We start from the raw sequence: 18,832 nt of genomic DNA, 5'->3' as shown, positions 1-18,832 counted from the left end.
GTTGCGCCAACAGCTGACGTGCGAGGCGACATCTGTGAACGCCCGGTGCCGATGATGCAAAGCGGTCGTTCGTTCTCCACCAGGCGAACCGTCTCTTAGTCTAGAGCAGCGCTCGAAAAGTGGTCACCGGCTTTTCGAACAAAGCGATGCGCAAACAAGAAGCTACAGCGGTGCGCGTGATCTCATTTTCACGCGCACCGCTGTAGGCGCCGGATCAGATCACGAAAAAATCGTCGGCGAGCAGCGTCGGCCTGTTCGTCAGCGTCGCGAGCTGTGTCACGCCACCTGCTGCAATTCCGTTGGAATCGTAAAACAACTCACCCGTAACCTTGTTATAGATGATGTGGTCGTCGGCGTCGTGGGCGCTGGTTCCAGCGAAGAAGTAGTCTGGGTCGAGGGCTCCGGTGGTGGCTCCAAGCGCCTCCATATACGCATTTTGGAGCCTGATTGAGTCGGCCGAATGGTTGAAATCCGTCATGATGTCGCGGTTGGCCACTGAGAGCGGCGCGCTGAAAATGAAGGAATCGTTACCGGCGCCACCAGTAAGCTGGTCAATACCCAGGCCGCCGACTAGTGCATCGTTGCCACCCTGCCCAAGCACGGTATCATTGCCTCGGCCGCCGTCCATCTTGTTGTCGCTGTCGTTGCCATCGAGTACGTTGTCGAGGGAATTTCCCTTGGCTCCGGCGTCGGCATTGCCGGTCAGACGCAGATTTTCTACCTCCCGGCGATCGACCGCCAGTGAGTACGTGACCGAGCTGAAAATCTGGTCGAGGCCCGCTTCGTCGATGACGTTGTCCAGTACATTGTCCACATAATAGGTATCGTTGCCGGCACCGCCATTCAACAGGTCGGCCCCGCTCCTGCCATCGAGCCGGTCCGCGCCATCATAGCTATATAACCGGTTGTTCCCATTGTTCCCGGTCAGCTCGTTGTCGGAAGAATTGCCTTGGGCGTTGATGTTGGCGACGCCCATGAGAGTCATATTTTCGACATGGCGGGGCAGTGAATAGGTGATCGAGCTGAATACCCGGTCGTTGCCCGCCGCGTCGCCCTCGATCACGCGGTCGAGCGCATTGTCAACATAGTAGGTATCGTTGCCTGCGCCGCCCTCCATCTTGTCGATTCCGACTCCGCCGTCGAGCCGATCGGCTCCGGCGCCGCCCCGCAGGGCGTCGTCGCCGGACAAACCGGAGAGCAGGTTCCTGCCGGCGTTGCCGACCAGCGTGTTGTCGAGTTCGTTACCCATCGCGTCGATGTCGGCAACGCCGGTGAGCGTGAGCTGCTCTATTTGCTGGCCGGACAGCGAATACGTCATCGAGGTGATGACCAGATCGATGCCGGCGCCGGCAGCCTCAATGACTACGTCGAATGCGTTGTCGACGCGGTAGGTATCGTTGCCGAAACCGCCGGACATTTTGTCAGCACCAGCTCCCCCGTCCAGAACGTCATCAAAGCTGGCGCCGTTCAGGATATCCGCCGCATCCGTCCCGGTCAGGTGCTGCTCCATCACGTCCGGCGCGGCATAGGCGCGCACGTAGTCGACGACCATGCTGTACGTGCCGGACGCCCGCTCGACCTCAAGGGGATTCATGGCAAGCGAGGCCACCATATAGAGCGGCGTACGGAAGAACTCGCTCATTGGAAAGCGGCTCAGCTCCTTGCCGTCATAGTACACGGTGATCCAGTCCGTCGTGATCCTCGCGCCGTAGGTGTGAAACGCCCCGTCAAACATCGAACCGGCGAGGCCCGTATAGTTGCCTTTCGAAGCGTGGCTTTCCTTATTGCTCAAGTGCACCGCCTGGTGATGACCATCGGGATCGCCGCCATACGCTTCAACGATGTCGACCTCGACGCGTGGCACAGTCTGATCGGGCGACAGCATCCAGAAAGCCGGCCAGGCTCCCGCCCCGCCGTGAAAGGCGGCGCGCATTTCGAAGTACCCGTACTCTTGCGCGAAACCCTGGCCGGCACTGTTGACCGTTTGCATCGTTCCCGACTGCCAGACGCCGTCCACCTGCTTCATGGTAATGGTCAGCTGCCCGTCAGAGACGGAGAACGGGTTCGTTGCTCCCACCGGCGACATGAACGTGGCGGCCCCATAGGGGGCATGCACAGGCGCGAACCACTTGCCGGTGCCGTTGTTCGGCACGACATCCATCGTATTGAACTCGTCGGAAAAGGAGAGCTTGAAACTGGAGAGGTTCAGCTCCGATCCTTTGTACTGTCCGGTCCAATCGCCAGGAAGAGCAATCGCAGCCATTGATGGGGTCCTCGTTCTCGCAACATTTTCGCGGTTGACCCCCCACCAAGGCTTAATCGTGTAGTGGACACCCATTCCGCCGCAAATGGGGCCAGTACGTCATAGGACTCCTCCCAGGATTATTCCCCGGACTTGCAATGTTCGTCCTAAGGCGACCTTCACCGTAGGCTTACGTTTGTCAACTTGTTTAATTCGATATTCCACTGTAGGCCGGCGGAGGCGGCCTACAGTCGGGGTTTCAAGAGGCTCACGGGCGTCTCGCCAATGGGGTGGCGCGACGGTCGGCGCAGATAGCATGGCCGAACGTCCGTTTTCTCAATCTGATTCGGACCTGCAATCTCGCCTCCGGAATGACCATTAGCGGTCAGGTCACGACGATGCCCCAGCCGGCCTGAATGTCGGCTCTTGAAGATCCACAGTTCAAAACTGCCTGGTCAGCTTCCGGCCCAAACGCGACGTCCGAGTAGTGGCTTGGCGATGTCCGTAGTGGCGCAAGCCGGGCGTAGCGAGCGACGACTTAGTTGTGGTCTTTCTTGACAGGCGAGCGAACCGCAAAACTGCCCGCAGCAAGGCCGGCGCTAAGGCATTGATATTGCTGTTGTCAAAACCTGAGGATTTTTGGAGCTACTCCCCAGCTTCGGAGAATGATGGACATTCGGAGAGCAGTTCGGGCAAGAACGGTGTTTCCGCGCTCCCCAGCTTTCGACCGCACATCCCGCAAACGCTGGGCTTTCAGGAAGCCATGAGGGGACCGGAGAATTGTTTGGACTTTGAAGGTGGTAGAGGGAAGGGCGCTGGAAACTAACCTTCTCCATTTTCGGCAATTCGCCAACCGTCGCGATCTCGCGATCGAGCAGCGTCCTCCAGTCACTCATAGCCTGTCATCTCGAGATAGCCGCGCCCGGCATGGGTGCCCTCAAATCGGATCGGGCCTTCCCAATAGGGAAAGCGTGTGTCCATCCAGGCTTGCGGGTTCAGCGCCCGCGTGGTCACATCCACCCCTTTTTCCGGCAATTGCACCCGCCAACGGATCGGCACGCTACGTCCCGCGACTGCCGCCGTTTCGAGCGGCGTCACCCTTAGCGCGCCGGGGCCCTGCGGCTGCGGCCTGCCGTCGGCCTTGATCCATGTGGCCGATGTGAAGCCCGCGCCTCCGTCGCGCAGGCGAAAGCCCATCATCTTTTCGCCGCTGTCGAAATGCAGCGAGAACCAGTCCCACCCGGTTTGATCCTCAGCCAGCGGCTGCGAGGACCATTCGTGGTCCAACCACGCCTGACCGGTCACCGCAATCGCGCCTGCCGAAAGGGTCAGCGTGCCGGTCACGTGGTAGAATGGTTGCGAGTAATAATAGCTCGCCTGCTCCTTCTCGGATTTCACCGAATAGCCTTGCACTCCCTGCGGCACCAGAGGGCCTTTGGCGTCCAGCGCCAGTTCGTAGGAAAACGCCTGCCCCGCCGCACGCAGATCGAGCGCCGACAGCGCATCCGCCTCTGGCAGGGCCCGGCCTGCCATCTGCCAGTTGTCAATCCAGGCCGCAAAGGGCGCAGCCGTAACCCCCGCCTGGCCGATGCCGCCCCGTGCCATCCGTTCGGCCACGAATTGGTGCGTTTGCGTCGTCAGCCCCGCATGGCCCATCCAAAGCTGCGGACTGGACCAGCCGGACCGCTCCACCGGGGCAAGGGCGGATCGGAAAAGAGTCCATTGCACGCCATAGTCCGCTCCATCCGCAGCTTGCAGGTTGGCGGTCAAATACCACCATTCGATCCGGTAACCGGGGTGCGGACCGTGGTCTGCCGGAAAGTTGAATACAGTCCCCGGCTGCGGCACTGAAAACCCGTCAGCCTCAGTGCCAAGCCCAGCAAAACCCTGGCCAAAGGCAGGTGCGGCCAAGCACATGTAGATCAGCAATGCTCTAACGCTCATGTGCAAATACCTTCAGCAAATCCGATGGCGAAAGACGCGCCAGCCGCCAGGCAGGCACGGCGGCTGCAAGTCCGGCCGCCAGCAACGCGAGCGCCGCCAGCCGCGCCCAGTCACCAGGAAAAAGATGCATCGGCAGGCGCCAGCCAAAAGCCTCGACATTCACCACCGCCAGTAGAACAAAGGCGAGCGCAATACCCACAGGCACGGCGGCCAGCATTGTCAAGGCTGCCAACAGCAAGCCGCGCGAAAGCTCCAACCATGCGAGGTGGCGGCGGGTCAGACCCATTGCCCAGACCGGCGCCAGTTGGGGCAGGCGCATCCCCGACAGGGTTATGAGGCTCGCAAACATCGCCAGCCCCGCGACTCCCAGCGTCAGAAAATTCAGCGCGGCTGTCACTCTGAATGTGCGCTCAAACACTTTGAGCGAAAAGGCCTTGATCCCGGCCTGGTCAATCACGTTCTGCGCTGGCAGCCTGAATTCCGCCCGCAAATCCCTTCCCAGTGCTTCGGCCTTGCCGGGGGCAATTCGAATGGCATAGCGCAGGCGGGGGACGTCAGGGTAGTGCTGGACCAGTGTGTCGATCCCGATGATTATCTGGCCAATCGGGTTGCCATAGTCGGCATAGACGCCGGCGATGCTGGCCCGCCAGCCACCGGGCAGCGTGATCTGGTCTCCCAGGCCCAACCCTCGGCGCCGCGCCAGTTGTTCGTTGATCAGGGCGCCGTCGCCTGTGGCGATTCGGTCCCACACATCCGGGACTGCAGTTAGGATCGGCCAGTTGTCGCGATAGGTGGCATGATCGGCCACGCCGTATATTGCTGCGGGCTGGCCTGCGACCCGGCCCTCAATGCTCCAAATCGGCAGGACCGCGTCGCTGCGCTGGGCCAGCCAGTCGTGTATCAGCGTGGCCTCTGTTTCAGTGCGCGCGGTCACGTAAAGCTCGGAGGCGAGACGCTGATCGAGCCAGCCGATGAAGGTCAACCGAAAGCTCCCCACCATCGTGCTGACGCCCACATTGGCGGCCAGCGCAAGCAGCAGTGCCATTAGCGCCAATGACAGGCCGGGAAGCTGTTGACGCGTATCGGCCCAAAACCATTCGGCCAGTGGACCACGTGCCATGCGGCTGCCAAGGTGCAATATCCCCGTCAGCACGAGCGGCAGCATCAGTGCCGCCCCCAACAGCAGTGCCGCCAGAAGCGCAAAGCCCGCCTCGAGGCCGGATCCGAACTGTGCAATTCCCGCCGCCGTCAACAGGAGCACCATCGCAGCCACGCCTTGCGCGCGCAGTGCCCGTTCCGAAGCCCGCGCCCAGGCCCGAGGCTGGGCCGGTGCAAGCAGTGGCAGGTGCCATAAGCGCCTGAGGCTCTGCGCGGCCGCTACCAGCGTGCCGATTACCGCGATGGCCAGCCCCGCTGCCCACACTGCGGGGCGGATCGACAGCGTTCCCGGCACATCGGCTCCGTAGAGCCCGCGCAGGGTGGCGGCGACGTCGGGCAAAAGGGCCGAGGCGACTACATAGCCAAGTGCCACGCCCACCAGCCCCGCGAGGAGGGCGAAGAACAGCAGCTCGGCGATCAGCAAAAGGACCAGCACGCGGGCCGGCAAGCCCAGTGCGCGCAGCGTACGAAATACCGGGCGGCGCTGTTCAAATGCCAGACCGATGGCGGAATGCTCGATGAAGAGCCCTACTGCAAAGGCAAGAAAACCGAAAGCCGTCAGGTTCAGGTGAAAACTGTCGGTCAGCCTGGCGAGATCCCCCGTTTCGCTCGGCTCGCGCAGGGTCAGGCCGGGAACTGTCACCTTTAGAGGGGCACGGCCAATCGGTTGGTCCGGCCAGAGCAAAAGACGAGAGATCTTGTCCTTTGCCCCAAGCAGGACCTGCGCCTGCCCGATGTCGGTGAGGACTGTGCCAGGCGGCAAACCCTCGGCCACGCGCACGGGAGGTGTTGCTTGCTCGGTTAGTCGTGCCGCGGTTTCCGGAGCTGCATAGAGCACACCGGGCGCCGTGATGAACGGCAATAGCTCATCACCCACCGCAACATCCACCTGCTGCGCCTGCGGCGGCAAAGTCAGTGGGTCAATGCCAAGGACGCGCAACCGCACATCCCCAAACCGCATTTCACCTTCAATCACCGGCGAAACCAGCCAGCCTGCTCGCCGCAGTCTCACAAACACCTGTTGATCCATCCGGGCCCCGTCCTCACGCACCAGTTGCGCGAGCCGGTCCTGCCCTAGGATCGCCGCTGCACGGTCATAGCTCGCCCGCGCCTCACCGTTGATCGCCTGAACCGCTGACCACAGCGCCGTTGCCAGCGATAGCCCCAAAAGCAGCATCGCCAGTTGGACAGGCCGCCTGCGCCAATGCGACAAGAGCGCTGACAACCCGGTCCACACCATCAAGCCAGCCGTCCCGCGTGCAGGTGAACGCAGGCGTCCAGTCGAGTTGCCAGACGGTTGGAATGGGTAACCATCAACAGCGCGGCACCCGTTTCGGTCACCAGCGATAGTATCAGATCGAGGACGGCATCCCCTGTTGCTTCATCGAGATTGCCCGTGGGCTCATCGGCCAAGACCAGCCGGGGCCGAGCGGCTAGGGTCCGCCCAATCGCCACCCGCTGTTGTTGCCCACTCGACAGCTGTTCAGGGTAGCGCGTTAGGACCTTGGCCAGGCCCAGCCGTTCAGCAAGGACCTTCAGCCACGCCGGATCAGGACGGCCGGCAAGTCGAGCCTGAAAGGCAAGGTTGGCTGCCACATTAAGCGAAGGGATCAGGTTGAACTGCTGGAACACAAGTCCGACTGTTCCCCGCCGCAGGGCGGCAAGGGCCGTATCGTCCAGCCCCACGATATTGGTACCGCCAAGGTGGATTTCTCCCGCATCAGGGCTGTCGAGCCCTGCAACGAGGTGCAAAAGCGTGCTCTTGCCGCTGCCCGACTCGCCGGTCAGCGCAAGGCTCTTGCCCGCATCCAGCGAAAGATCGATCCCATGCAGAACATGCAACGGCCCCTCGCCAGTGGAGTAGAATTTGTCGATCTGGTGCAGCCTCAGCAGCATGTTACTATGTTACTCCCCGGAGGTCCGCGTGCATCTGACACGGCGGATGGATCGAGTGAGTGGTCGAACCACGGTGGCGGGCGTTACTGTGACAGACGAACAAGGCATAAAGCTATCTGGCAGCAGACTGGTTGAGGAAAGCCCCACCGTCATGAAGCCGATGAAAGAAGAGCACCTCGCGGTTCTACGCAGGCACATGGTCGAGGTGATTGCAATCCATGCCGACCTTGCAAGCGAAGAACTCGGCAAGGCGACGCTCGATGAGCGGGTGATGACAGCGATGCGGTGGGTGCCGCGGCATCGCTTCGTGCTCATAGGGCACTTGATGGGGTTAGCTGGGTATGGAGCGGCTTGGTTGAAATCGCATCGGTCGACGGATCGACCGCATGCTACAGAATCGGCGCCGTCATCCGCTCCCTCCCTCGGGCGCCCCTCCCGCTCGGGAGCTCGTTTCGGTCCCCTATCCAGTGCCGATCGGCTACGCCGGTCTGAACTTGTGCTGTGCCCCAGCATCGCATGCATGATGATGGCCAGCCGCCGGGCAAGTGCGACTCTGTACCTTCGCATCGTGAAGCGCTTGGCGATGGCCAATGCCCAGTCCTTCAGCTTCAACGCTCCTCGTAAGCGCGTCAGCATAAGGTTGGCGGCTTTGTCGAACAGGACTCGTCGGCATGTTGGAGCCTTCGCCAGCGACACAACGATCGCCTCCACTCAGGTTGAGTCAGAGAGGACGAGTTTGATCCGTTGGATCAAAACTGAGGATGTGTATGGCTTCTTGAGAAATCTGACCAGTCTTGGGATTCCAAGTACGGGGTTCTCCGGCACCCCCAAGAGGACAATGCCGATATCGGGCCAATGCTGCTCCAGAAAACGCGTCAGATCCAGCCACCCTGAAACGTTTAAGTCGGAGACTACGGCTCGAATATTACTGTAGCATTCGAGGTGGCTGAGAACCTCGTCAACACTTACGGCCTCAAGAACGTTGAAACCGGCATCGGTTAGCAAATCCGCGTCCGCTATCAATGAGTGCCCATTGCTGTTTGCGAGTACGATCGGCCCCAAAAGTCCGCGGCGTTTCATTTGGGGCTCTCCGCGGCTCTTGGATTCAAGAATTCCGAACGAGACAGCACCGCCTAATTCACTGGAGCGGACTCGCCAAGTGGATGCGATGGAGCCAAGGTGGCATCAGTGGCCTACGAGTCAAGAGCGCCTTCGCGCGTCGTCGCGTAGCTTGTGCCAGGCAGGTCATTCTGGAATGCCATCCACCTCGTCTCTCGATCTGTCAGCGACTCCCGCAAGAGGATGTAACTTTAGCTCGTTGGTGGATTCCCCAACGCGTGTCGTCCAGAAACCTGACGGGGCGGATGCCGCGCTTTTCCCACGTGGGAAGAAGCTGGTCTCTAAAGCAGCCCCACACGGCAGCGCCACGATGACAGAGGCAACCGTCGAGCAACACGGATAGTCAAGCGAGCCTGAGGACACTGGCCGAGCGCTACGGGATCAACCAGAAGACGGTCATCGCGGAAAGCCCGAGCAAGCGGGCAGGGCACTGCCGCAGGCAGACGCCGGCATTGCTCAGAGGCCTGATCTACGCACCCAATGGTTATGCCATGACCCCGGCACACACGCGCAAGAAGTGGCGGCTGTACAGGTACTACGTCACCACCAGCGTCCAGAAGCTCGGGCCGGAAACCTGCTCGGTACGGCGCCTGCCTGCCGGCGAGATCGAGGCCGCAGTCATCGATCAGGTCCGCATCCTGCTGCGCTCCCAGAGATGATTGTGAAGACCTGGGCGGTCGCGCGCGAGCACGGCGACGAGATCAGCGAGACCGAGGTGCGCGACGCACTGGTTCAGTTCGATGGAGAACTCTTTCCCGCCGAGCAGGCGCGCATTATCCAGCTATTGGTCGAGCGCATCGACGTCGATGTAAACGGCATCTCCATCCGCCTTCGGACCGAAGGCATAGCCAGTGTCATCGCCGAGCTTCGGCAACGGCCAAACCTGGATAGGGCCGCCTGATGAGCAACCGCGAGATCAGCCGCGACGGCAGTTTGCTAACGGTCTCCATCCCGATGGCGATCCGCAAGCGTGGCGTCCGTAAACTGGTGGTGTCGCCGAACACGACCGAGGGATGGGCACCGACACGTCCGCGCATCGACAACACGCTGCTCCGCGCCGTCGTTCAGGCCTTTGCGTGGAAGCACCAACTGGAAGCAGGCCAGTTCGTCACAATCTCCGAACTCGCCGAGGCCAAGAAACTCGACCGGTCGTTCATATCTCACGTGCTTCGGTTGACGCTGCTGGCACCAGATCTGGTCGAAGCAATCCTCGACGGGCGCCAGCCTGCGACGATGCAATTGCAGCCGCTGGTGCGCGGGTTTCCCGTCGAGTGGGAACGGCAGCGGCGCTTGCCGAACGTGGCCACCTTCTTGTGACCGCTTCGCGCCGCATGTCGGCCGTTGAGGTGATCTTCGCTTTTGCCCGATAGCGGACGTTGCCGGCGACCACCTTGGACATCTTGTTGCGCCATTTCCAGACATTCCCGACGCTTTTCGGGAGCGGACCTTCGCTTATCGTCCGAAACCGACCCGTTGACGACCTTGGGCGAACCTCCAAATCGAGGTCGGGAACCTGACCTTCAGCGCAAGAGCATTCGGGAGTGCGCTCGCGTGAGGTCATTCACCACATTTGGAGGCGACCCGCAGATGCTTTTTCGTGTTATGGTGGGCTTGCAACGCGCGTAATCTCGACCTCGGCAATATGGCAGAGGTCGAAAACTATTGCCTTGGCACAGGGAGCTTTCGCCCCAGCACTTGATCGCCTCCGAAACGCTGGGTGTGCTGCTTTCCCTGACTGACCCGGGGCGAGGAGGTTGTCCATGTCCACGAGTAGTGTTGACCGCCCGCTGCAGCCGGGCGACCGGGCACCGAATGTTGTGCTCAATGCGATCTCACGCGAAGGCAAGATCGCGCTCGATGATTTTCGAGGCCGTAGCCCGTTGTTGATCGGGTTGTTCCGAGGCCTGCACTGTCCGTTCTGCCGGCGCCATGTCGCGGCGATGGCGCAACTCAAGCCGGCCCTGCGTGAGAAAGGCGTCGAATGCCTGGCGGTGGTCAATACGCCGGTCGAGCGGGCGCGGCTCTATTTCCGTTACCACCCGGCACCCGATCTTCTCGCCGCATCCGACCCGGAGCGGGCCTCGCACCGTGCTTTCGGCTTGCGCGAGGTTGGGATGGACACGGTCATGGCGATACGGATCCATCTCCCGGGCGAGTTGCCCAAACCTATGGACGTCATGGCAATGAACGAGTTCCTCAACAAGAAGGAAGGATATGAGATTACGGAAGCCGATCAGCAGGCGATGGTGGCTTCCGGCCAGGGGCAGCTTGTCGGTCAGTTCCTAATCGACCGGGCGGGCATCGTACGCTGGAACTTCACTGAAGTTCTGGAGGATGGCCTCAACACCTTCAGAGCGCCGAATCCCGAGGAATTGATGTCGGCAGCTTCCCAAGTTGCACATTAATAGGCTGCGGAAATGGGCTGCTGAAAACTCGCTCGACGGCCACCATCCTGTGGTGATTCTTTGGATTTAACAATCATCGAAATGCTCAGCGCGGGCGGCTAAGGTCTGCCCGTGGGCTTCGTAGCGATTTCGATTCAACGGTCTGCGGACCGCCCCCGACGCTAGAGTGAGCAAGCCGCAGAGGCGGGGCGACGTCCGCTCCTTGCCGCAATCACGTCGTTACGACAGGCGCGCATACGGCAAGTTTCCACCCAACCTAGTCCTCCAACGGCTTCTTCCGCGTGCAGAGCGGTCAAAAGCACGGATCGCCTCGATTGCGCCACTACTGGTCATTCGCAGCGCGCCTCGTTAGCTGACCTTCAGCCACCGGCCGGAGTCGACCCTCTGCGGTCGTCCACGTATACCGCTCCGGCAATTGCCAACGCAGTGTTCCACGCGACGGGCAAGCGTGTGCGGACATTGCCGATCAAGATTGAGGATGTCCTGACCGCATGAACCACGAGCCGAACGCCGGCCACCCGGACGGAGTTGGACAAGGAACCATGGGTATGACGCCGTCGGGCGAAATGTCTGATTTCGGGATTGAAATCATGTAGGCAGGTCAGGATTGGGTCCAGCGCTGGTTGTGCTCGATGTCCGCTTTCGGGGAGGGATTTCGTGCAGCAAGGTCCGGATAGGGTCACTTCTTCCGGTTCTCGAACAGGAAAGTTGCGCCATCTCCTGACCTTCATTGCCAGCAACGTGAACGTCGCGTCTCTGTCCCCTAAGCGGTCGTTGCAGGAAAAGGGACCGCAAGATGCGGTCCCGTCCGTTTATTGCTGAGCTCCGGAGGTATCCCGGCGCCTCATTGCGCGGTGGTGGCCGAGAAGGACGCTTGCATATCCTCGACAATCTGGTCGATCGAAAAGCTCGAGGGACGTAGTGCAGGCGGGAACTCCTTGAAAGTCTTAAGGTAACTGGCTGACGAGCGCTCAAAAGTACTGACAGTGGTCCGCCTTGACGGCCTTTTCGGTCAGAAACCAACCAGGATCCACGATTCCCTCAGCTTCAGCTATGAGGTCGGCGGGCTCGACCTTGAACGTCTGCGCCGCATAGCGGCAGCCGTAGAGGTTGACATTTCCGGTCTCAGCAAGAAGCTTCAGGAAGTCCTCGATCTCGGTCGGCTCTCCGTCCGCGGCCATCCGGCCGCGAAGCCAATCGGTTTCGCACTTGTGTCGTCCGTCCACCGAAAGGGCAGCCGCCCCTTTGCTGGTCAGCGCCCTTACTGCCCAAAGCAGGAAGAGCATGTCGACCTTCACGCCCTTTCGGGCCTGGGTGTAGGCGAAGGTCAGCGGCGTGAGGATCTTATCGTAGGCGTCATCGCGTACGACGATTGCTAGATGTTTCATGATTGAAACTCCAATGGCGCGGTTGATGGAGCCCCGAGGGGCCGTGTCGAGACTTCAAAATTCCTGCGTTCCGCCGCCGGACTACCGGATGCGAAACGCAGGTTCACTCAGGCTGCTTCCCGGTCCGGCGCTGCATTTGCTCCGGCCCGGGTCAGGAAGCTTCGATTCACCGGGCTGTGGGGTTTCAGCGCAAGGCGCTCGTTCGCGAGGGCTTGAGCCAAGCCTGTCAGACCTCCGCGCACGGCGGCCTCAGCAAGGGTCCAGTCGATGATGTCGCGTTGCGCGTGGCTGCCGCCGAACGAGTTGGCGATGAAGCGTGCGCCAGAGAGGCGTTGCGCCGCGGTGTCATAGTCGCCGTGCCAGAATGCTGTGAACCCTTCAACAAGGGGCATAGCAGTCCATTGCCCCCATTCGGCGACATCGGTGACGTCGGTTCCGTTCCGATAGGATGCGAGGATCCGTTCGACCTCGCTGTTCCGACCGGCGCCAAGATATGCCATCACCGCGTGCCAGTCGTTGAAGGGGTATGTGCGGCCGTCGGCATGATTGTCCCAGGTCGCCGCCAATTCTTGCCAGCGGTCGCCGACATCGTGCCCTGAAAGATGCAGGCGCCAGAGAAGCGCCGAGGCGTCGACCATGTCGAGTGCGACGGTGCTCCGATCCCTGCGGATCGGACCGTCATAGAGCGCGAAGACCTCGTCGACTTGCCCGAGATCTAGATGGTAGAGCGAACGATGCCACCAGTTGTGAACCTTGAAGAAATTGTCGTCGCCGGACCAGTGGGGTTCGCGAGCGATCATCCAGCCGATGCCATCCTCAGCGCGGCCCTGCATCTCCATCACATGGGCGACGGCATGGTGGGCCCAGCTGTCGAGCGGCTGCAGGTCGACCGCGCGGCGGCCAGCTTCTTCCGCTCGCCCATAGTCGCCGGTTTCCTCCAGCCCGAATGAATGCATCCCGAGCAGGATCGAATAGCCCGGCATATCCGCGGACCATTTCGGCAGCACTCGCGCGATCCTGTCGCGCAGGTCCCGGGCGTTGGCGCGGTAGAAATCCATCAGGTGGCCCGACTGAAGCGCGACGAGGTCGTGCGGGTAGTTCGCATTGTGCAGGTCGAGGGCCTCGGCGGCGGCGGTCCAGTGTCCTTCCAGCAGCAGGTCAAGCGCGGCGACATGAGACGCCTCCCGCTCCGAAAGCCGCGATGACTTAACCTTGGCGACGATTGCTTTCGCATCCTTCGTCGCCCCCGGCTCGGTCGCGAGCCCGAACAGGTGCGCCTTCAGGATTTGCGCCATCGCGAATTCCGGGGCCGCCTTGATGGCTTGGTCCAGCATTCCGATGGGGTCACCACGGTAGAGGTTGAAGGCCGCAGCAGCCCGATCGTACAGTCCCGCGGCTTCGAATGTTGCGCCGGAAAGCGCGTGGCCCTGCTGATCGACGATCATAATTGGTTTCCTTCTTGAATAGAGTGAACGCATCACCGACCCCGGCCGGCCGTGAGCTTCCGGCTGCCGGATCAGCGGTTTCAATGCTAAGCTAGACTTGCTGGTCGGGCCGGTTAATGAGCGATGCGCCGGAACTCTTGACCGATCCGCCGTTTTTAATGGAATGCTGTCCCGGTGGATGCTCTTTTGGATATGCTTCGAGCGATGCGCCTTACGGGAGGCATCTTCCTCGACGCTGAACTCACAGCCCCATGGTGCATTTCGGCGAAGGTCGGGCCGGAGGACTGCAGCCCGTTTACGCCCGAGCCTCGTCACATTATCGCGTATCATTACGTCACCGCCGGCCGCTGTGTCTTGAAGGTCGGCGGCCAGCAGCCGGTGCAGATTGAGAGCGGCGAGATCGTGGTTCTGCCACGAAATGACGATCACGTCCTCGGAAGTGCATTAAACCTGCGGCCCGTCAGTGCCGAGCAACTGATCCAGCCGGGACCGGAAGGCGGGCTTGCAAAAATCATTTATGGAGGGAACGGGGAGCGGACGCAGATTTTCTGCGGCTTTCTTGGCAACGATCTTCCGCACAACGCCTTCATCGCAATGCTGCCAAGCGTGCTGAAGCTCGATGTCGCCGAAGGCGGGAGCTGGATAGAAAGCACCTTCCGCTTCGCAACGAAGGAGTTGGCGGGACGCCACGCCACATCGCCAGCAATGCTCGCGAAGCTCGCAGAAGTTCTGTTTATGGAGGCCGTCCGACGCTACTTGTCGTCTCAGCCCCCGGCGGGAAATACCTGGACAGCTGGAATGCGCGATCCGGTCGTCGGACGCGCCCTTGGGCTACTCCATGGCCAGATTGCCAGGCGCTGGACGACGGAAGCTCTTGCACGAGAGATAGCCGTTTCCCGTTCGGCCTTCGCGGAGCGCTTCACGCGCGTGATCGGCGAGCCGCCCATGCGTTATCTGGCGAGACAGCGGTTCGAACAGGCTTCGGCGCAACTGAGGGATTCCGCCGACCCGATCGTGCGGATCGCCTTCGATATCGGCTATGAGTCCGAAGCGGCTTTCAACAGGGCGTTCCGACGCGAATATGGCGTCCCACCAGCGGCCTGGCGGCGAGAGCACATGGTCCGCAAAGCCTGATCTGACGACGAATCGTCGAGGGCACATCGTCGAGGGCACAACTCATCCCGATCGGCGAACGGCAACAAAGGCTGACATAGCTGCCCTTGACCTCCAACCACTGAAGGACCCGAACGGGTCAAAGTCGCTGGTTCCGATGAACGTCAGCTTTCAGGCAGTGTGATCACTCCGGGAAGGGCGGGTTTGAGGGTCAGCCAGAGACATCGGTCCCACCGAGCTGACTGTCCGCTATCGCTTTTGGGACACCAGAAGCTGCCGGTCATATCTCTTTGACGGAACGGCAGCTTTGCGCCGCCATATCCGCCGTTGAGGTCTCCTTCGTTTTTCTCGAAAGCAGACATTCGGCTTGGGCGGTATTATGCCGGACTTGGCCCCGAAGCCGACATCCGGGCAGGTCAACTTTTGACCCGTCTGCGACCTTGGTTGGATGAACGGGGCGTCCCCGCGAGCAGACGTTGGTTGCTTAACCGGGTGACTCCAACGGCTGCCTGATTGCACATCGTTGGCCGGTCGTCATTTTTCCGTTAGGTCGAAATCGAACCACTTCATCGACAGGGTTCGCAAGGTGCCGTCGGCATGCATTTCGTCGACCGTCTTCTTTAGCAGATCGGCTAACTCGGGATCGCCCGGCATGATCGCGACCGACTGCGGCACGCGGTAGAGAGGCTGGCCGATCACCCTGAAAGGCCTGCCGTCCTTGATCAGCGCCATCACGACGGGCAAGTAGTTGACCACGCCGTCCAGTTCCACCCCGTCGCCCTTGGCCAGCGCCTCGAACGCCTCCTCCTCGTGGTCGTAGGTGACGACGATCGGATTGTCGATCTTGTAGACCACCGGCGGCGCGTCGACGATGCCGAACGGCTTGCGCCGAAGGTAGAGTTCGTAGTTCGCCGACTTCAGCGCGCCGATGCGCTTACCGCTGGCGTCCGATGGCTTCTTGATCGTCGTGTTGTCGCGATGCACCGCCAGCACGCCGAGCGCATAGTAATAGGTGACGGGGAAGGCCACGTGCTTGGCGCGTTCGGCCGTCGGTGTCATGCTGTTGACCACGATGTAGTAATTGCCGTTCCACTGACCGGTGGTCTGCTCCTCCCATGTATAGATCGAGCCGTCCTTGCCAGTGACGTACTTGACCTCGACGCCGAGACGCCGGCCGATCTCGCGCAGCACCTCGACATCGAAGCCCATCAGTTCGCCATCCTCGCCTTTGATGACGTAGGGCGGCCAGATATCAGGATAGGGCGACAGAAGCTGACCGCTTTGCTTGATCCTGTCCAGAGTTTCCCCGGCCAAGGAAGGGGTCGAGAAAGCTGCCAGCACCGCGCAGGCGAAGGAAACAAGTGGCCACGCCCTGTTCGAGCCCATGCCATATCCCCCCGCTAGGAGGCTTTCAGCAAGATTGACCTTGCGTTATGCTAAATTAGCATTGTCTCGAGGAACATTCCACCATGATCGGTGACGGCCTCAAAAGGCCCATGCCTGGCGTTTGACATGTTGCTTGCGCTTGCAAGGCACGGCGTTGCGCTGAAGATCCTCACCGGGCTGGCGCTTCTGGTGCTGCTTACCGTTTTGGGCGGCGTCGTCGCGATATACTCGTTCCGGGAAGCAAACAACGTCTTCACTACGGTTGCTTCGACGCAGATCGACACCATGTCGGACGCGGCCGAGCTCAGGGAACACACGCAGGCCATCGCCTCGCTGGCGCCCGGCCTTTTCGCACGCGAGCTCAACGAGGGGTCGTTGCTCGATTTCACGACCAAGGCGTTCAACCAGCAGAACCAGCTCCAGGCCCTGATCGACAAGTTGTCGAGCCAAGTCAAGGACAGCCAGGGCCTGGCCTCGATCAACGCCGAAGCTTCGGCCCTGTTCGACAATGCCGACAGCCTGTCTACAGCGATCTACGAGAAGGCGGCGCTGCAGGACAGCATCGACAAGGCTATCGGCGAGCTTGTCGCCATCAGGGACAACGCAACGGGTGCGCTGGAGCACAAGGCCTTCGGCAAAGCGGCGGTTGCCATTGCGATACGGTCGTGGATCGCCGCCTTCAACGCCTTGAATTCGACGGCCCTGGAGTCGTTGGCCACCACGCAGCCCAACGCACTCTCGGTGATGGCAGCAGACATGGCGTGGCATCTGCGCGAGGCAGAGAACGCCGTGCAAAGCGCGACCGGCGCTGAGCCCCTGCTCGGCGCATTGCAGAAGAGTCTGGCGGCAATCGCGGGCGGGCCGCAGGGCTTCATTGTCCAACGCCAGAAGCTACTTTTGGCCGAGCGGGAGATCGAAGACCTGTTCCAGAAGAACGAGCAGATCTCGGGCCGCTTGGCCGCAGCGGTAGATCTGGTGGTCGAGAGCATCCGCAACGACGTCGCCGCGCAGAACCAGACGTTGAACGCCACGCTCGCCGGCCGGTCCCGCCTCCTGCTGATCATGGGATGCCTGGGGCTCACCGGCGCGCTGGCCGTCGGCGCATTCACGCAGATGTCCGTGGTCGGCCGGCTCAACAGGCTCCGCAGGGCGATGACCGGAGGCCACGCGTCCGAAGACGCGCTCGATCTCACCAGGGGCAGCGATGAGATAGCCGAGATGGCGCAGTCCGTCGTCAACTACGTCAACGAGATCAACCGGCGCGAGGAGGACATCAAGCGCAGCAGCTTGCGGCTCACTTCCGCGATCGAGACGCTGCCCACCGGCTTTTCGTTGTACGACGCGGAGGACCATCTCGTGGTCTGCAATACTCGCTACAGGGAGCTTCTATACCCCGGGATTGAGGATTTCGTGCAGCCCGGACAGTCGTTCGAAATGGTCGTACGCAAGTCGATCGAACGAGGACTCATCCTCATTCCGCACGGCGGCATCGACGAATGGGTCGCCGAACGGATCGAGCATCACCGCAATCCGCATGGCCTCACAGTTCAGCAGCGTGCTAACGGCGTCTGGGTAGAGATTGGGGAACGACGCGCCGAGAACGGCGACATTGTCGCCATTTACACGGACATCACCGAGCACAGGAACTTCGAGGCGCAAATCATCGCGGCCCGCGAGAACGCAGAGCGGGCCAAAGATGTCGCCGACGAGAAGAGCCGGACGCTCGAGCGGCTGTCCGAGCGGCTGTCGAAATATCTCTCGCCACAGGTCTTCGCCTCGATCTTCACCGGCAAGAACGACATCACGATATCCTCGTCACGCAAGAAGCTGACGATCTTCTTTGCGGATGTGGCCGACTTCACCGAAACCACGGATAGCATGGAGTCGGAAGAGCTCACCGCCCTGCTTAACCATTACCTGACCGAGATGTCCCGGATTGCGCTGAGCCATGGGGCGACGATCGACAAGTATATCGGTGACGCAATCATGATCTTCTTCGGCGATCCCGAGACGCGCGGCGTCAAGGAGGATGCTGTCGCCTGCGTAAAAATGGCGGTTGCCATGCAGCGGCGCATGCGCGAGCTGGAAGCCGATTGGCGCGGGCGCGGCATCCAGCGCCCCTTCCGCATGCGGGTGGGCATCAACACCGGCTTCTGCACGGTCGGCAATTTCGGAAGCGAAGACCGGATGGATTATACCATCATCGGCAGCGAGGTTAATCTTGCGTCGAGACTGCAGTTCCATGCAGAACTTGGCGGCATTCTACTCGCCCACGAGACCTACGCTCTGGTCAAAGACTTATTCCCCACCGAAGAGCAGAACCCGATCGTCGCCAAAGGCTTTGCCGACCCAATTAGGGTCCATAAGGTGCTGGGAGTGCACGATCAGGTTAACGGCACCAATGGCGTCATATCCGCGCACATGGACGGCGCCGAGATGCATATCGACATCGAAAAGCTGTCCGAGGCCGATCGTGCGGCCCTCAGAAATCTCGCGCAGGACCTCGTCCTGAAGCTTCAGCCGTAGAAATCTGCAGTATTTGACGCCTTCCATTCAGGGACCGGCATTATTGCCTTCGCCATAAATCCGCATCTGCGGTTTGGCCCTAGTCATCTGGAACTGAAGTTCGTTACATTGTATGCTACGTCGCTTCTGGAGAGGAGCGCATTATGGCGAACGCGAATGGCCGCCCAACCGCGCCGTTGGTTCTGAGCGCAGACGAGCAGGATTATCTCG

Annotated in this window: 14 protein-coding genes and 2 pseudogenes; 7 read left to right on the top strand and 9 right to left on the bottom strand. The window is 61.0% G+C overall.

Going from position 1 to position 18,832, the window contains the following annotated elements; all coding sequences use genetic code 11:
* Positions 1–214: 214 nt before the first annotated feature.
* The 4 genes from D3227_RS30670 to D3227_RS30655 form a co-directional block, all read right to left on the bottom strand.
* Positions 215–2,263: a family 16 glycosylhydrolase gene (locus D3227_RS30670; protein WP_167480921.1), complete on the bottom strand. Its 2,049-nt coding sequence runs from the start codon at positions 2,261–2,263 to the stop codon at positions 215–217.
* An 867-nt stretch (positions 2,264–3,130) separates the two neighbouring features.
* The gene (locus tag D3227_RS30665) at positions 3,131–4,186 is read right to left on the bottom strand and encodes a lipocalin-like domain-containing protein (protein WP_120017951.1); all 1,056 of its coding nucleotides are present in this window, start codon (positions 4,184–4,186) and stop codon (positions 3,131–3,133) included.
* A complete protein-coding gene (locus tag D3227_RS30660) occupies positions 4,176–6,584 on the bottom strand; it encodes an ABC transporter permease (RefSeq protein WP_208646493.1) in 2,409 nt (802 codons plus the stop codon). Before D3227_RS30660 ends, D3227_RS30665 begins: the two co-directional genes overlap by 11 nt.
* A complete protein-coding gene (locus tag D3227_RS30655) occupies positions 6,584–7,240 on the bottom strand; it encodes an ABC transporter ATP-binding protein (RefSeq protein ID WP_120017950.1) in 657 nt (218 codons plus the stop codon). The genes D3227_RS30660 and D3227_RS30655 overlap by 1 nt, the downstream gene beginning before the upstream one ends.
* A 151-nt stretch (positions 7,241–7,391) precedes the next feature.
* On the opposite strand from D3227_RS30655, the pseudogene D3227_RS43065 reads away from it, so the two are divergent.
* A pseudogene (locus D3227_RS43065) lies at positions 7,392–7,550 on the top strand (protein-L-isoaspartate(D-aspartate) O-methyltransferase); the annotation flags it as partial.
* 168 nt (positions 7,551–7,718) lie between these two features.
* Here D3227_RS43065 and D3227_RS30645 read toward each other — a convergent pair.
* Positions 7,719–7,906 (bottom strand): annotated as a pseudogene (locus D3227_RS30645) (IS110 family transposase); the annotation flags it as partial.
* Between the two features lie 45 nt (positions 7,907–7,951).
* On the bottom strand, positions 7,952–8,320 hold the full coding sequence (locus tag D3227_RS41875; RefSeq protein WP_167480919.1) for a DNA-binding transcriptional response regulator: 369 nt from the start codon (positions 8,318–8,320) through the stop codon (positions 7,952–7,954).
* A gap of 491 nt (positions 8,321–8,811) precedes the next feature.
* Between D3227_RS41875 and D3227_RS43060 the strand changes: the two genes are divergently transcribed.
* The 4 genes from D3227_RS43060 (at position 8,812) to D3227_RS30630 (ending at position 10,764) form a co-directional block, all read left to right on the top strand.
* Complete coding sequence (locus tag D3227_RS43060; RefSeq protein WP_245451935.1) at positions 8,812–9,018, top strand: recombinase zinc ribbon domain-containing protein; 207 nt, start codon at positions 8,812–8,814, stop codon at positions 9,016–9,018.
* A gap of 2 nt (positions 9,019–9,020) precedes the next feature.
* Positions 9,021–9,260: a hypothetical protein gene (locus D3227_RS43055; protein ID WP_245451934.1), complete on the top strand. Its 240-nt coding sequence runs from the start codon at positions 9,021–9,023 to the stop codon at positions 9,258–9,260.
* Positions 9,260–9,676, top strand: coding sequence for a hypothetical protein (locus D3227_RS30635; protein WP_120017949.1), 417 nt, complete (start codon positions 9,260–9,262; stop codon positions 9,674–9,676). Before D3227_RS43055 ends, D3227_RS30635 begins: the two co-directional genes overlap by 1 nt.
* A 443-nt stretch (positions 9,677–10,119) precedes the next feature.
* The gene (locus D3227_RS30630) at positions 10,120–10,764 is read left to right on the top strand and encodes a peroxiredoxin-like family protein (RefSeq protein WP_120017948.1); all 645 of its coding nucleotides are present in this window, start codon (positions 10,120–10,122) and stop codon (positions 10,762–10,764) included.
* Positions 10,765–11,735: 971 nt separating this feature from the next.
* Here D3227_RS30630 and D3227_RS30625 read toward each other — a convergent pair.
* Together D3227_RS30625 and D3227_RS30620 are read right to left on the bottom strand one after the other, a co-directional pair.
* A complete protein-coding gene (locus tag D3227_RS30625; protein WP_095494527.1) occupies positions 11,736–12,152 on the bottom strand; it encodes a DsrE family protein in 417 nt (138 codons plus the stop codon).
* 107 nt (positions 12,153–12,259) lie between these two features.
* Entirely contained in the window at positions 12,260–13,597 is a 1,338-nt protein-coding gene (locus D3227_RS30620; RefSeq protein ID WP_120017947.1) for a tetratricopeptide repeat protein, read from the bottom strand.
* Between the two features lie 192 nt (positions 13,598–13,789).
* Here D3227_RS30620 and D3227_RS30615 point away from each other — a divergent pair, with 192 nt between their 5' ends.
* Positions 13,790–14,731, top strand: coding sequence for an AraC family transcriptional regulator (locus D3227_RS30615; protein ID WP_120017980.1), 942 nt, complete (start codon positions 13,790–13,792; stop codon positions 14,729–14,731).
* Positions 14,732–15,244: 513 nt separating this feature from the next.
* Here the strand turns inward: D3227_RS30615 and D3227_RS30610 are convergent.
* Complete coding sequence (locus D3227_RS30610; RefSeq protein ID WP_167480920.1) at positions 15,245–16,024, bottom strand: transporter substrate-binding domain-containing protein; 780 nt, start codon at positions 16,022–16,024, stop codon at positions 15,245–15,247.
* Between the two features lie 198 nt (positions 16,025–16,222).
* On the opposite strand from D3227_RS30610, the gene D3227_RS43050 reads away from it, so the two are divergent.
* A complete protein-coding gene (locus D3227_RS43050) occupies positions 16,223–18,622 on the top strand; it encodes an adenylate/guanylate cyclase domain-containing protein (protein ID WP_245451933.1) in 2,400 nt (799 codons plus the stop codon).
* Positions 18,623–18,832 lie beyond the last annotated feature (210 nt).

The sequence above is a fragment of the Mesorhizobium waimense genome (assembly GCF_003601975.1).
Classification (GTDB): domain Bacteria; phylum Pseudomonadota; class Alphaproteobacteria; order Rhizobiales; family Rhizobiaceae; genus Mesorhizobium; species Mesorhizobium waimense.
Note: the sequence above shows the minus strand (reverse complement) of the source record. Positions and strands in the feature narration are given on the sequence as shown.

Coding starts and splice junctions, on each gene's coding strand:
- D3227_RS30635 (WP_120017949.1), top strand. CDS start 9,260: ATGAGCAACCGCGAGATCAGCCGCGACGGCAGTTTGCTAACGGTCTCC.
- D3227_RS41875 (WP_167480919.1), bottom strand. CDS start 8,320: ATGAAACGCCGCGGACTTTTGGGGCCGATCGTACTCGCAAACAGCAAT.
- D3227_RS30670 (WP_167480921.1), bottom strand. CDS start 2,263: ATGGCTGCGATTGCTCTTCCTGGCGATTGGACCGGACAGTACAAAGGA.
- D3227_RS30615 (WP_120017980.1), top strand. CDS start 13,790: ATGCTTCGAGCGATGCGCCTTACGGGAGGCATCTTCCTCGACGCTGAA.
- D3227_RS30660 (WP_208646493.1), bottom strand. CDS start 6,584: ATGGTGTGGACCGGGTTGTCAGCGCTCTTGTCGCATTGGCGCAGGCGG.
- D3227_RS30665 (WP_120017951.1), bottom strand. CDS start 4,186: ATGAGCGTTAGAGCATTGCTGATCTACATGTGCTTGGCCGCACCTGCC.
- D3227_RS30630 (WP_120017948.1), top strand. CDS start 10,120: ATGTCCACGAGTAGTGTTGACCGCCCGCTGCAGCCGGGCGACCGGGCA.
- D3227_RS30655 (WP_120017950.1), bottom strand. CDS start 7,240: ATGCTGCTGAGGCTGCACCAGATCGACAAATTCTACTCCACTGGCGAG.
- D3227_RS30625 (WP_095494527.1), bottom strand. CDS start 12,152: ATGAAACATCTAGCAATCGTCGTACGCGATGACGCCTACGATAAGATC.
- D3227_RS43050 (WP_245451933.1), top strand. CDS start 16,223: ATGTTGCTTGCGCTTGCAAGGCACGGCGTTGCGCTGAAGATCCTCACC.
- D3227_RS30620 (WP_120017947.1), bottom strand. CDS start 13,597: ATGATCGTCGATCAGCAGGGCCACGCGCTTTCCGGCGCAACATTCGAA.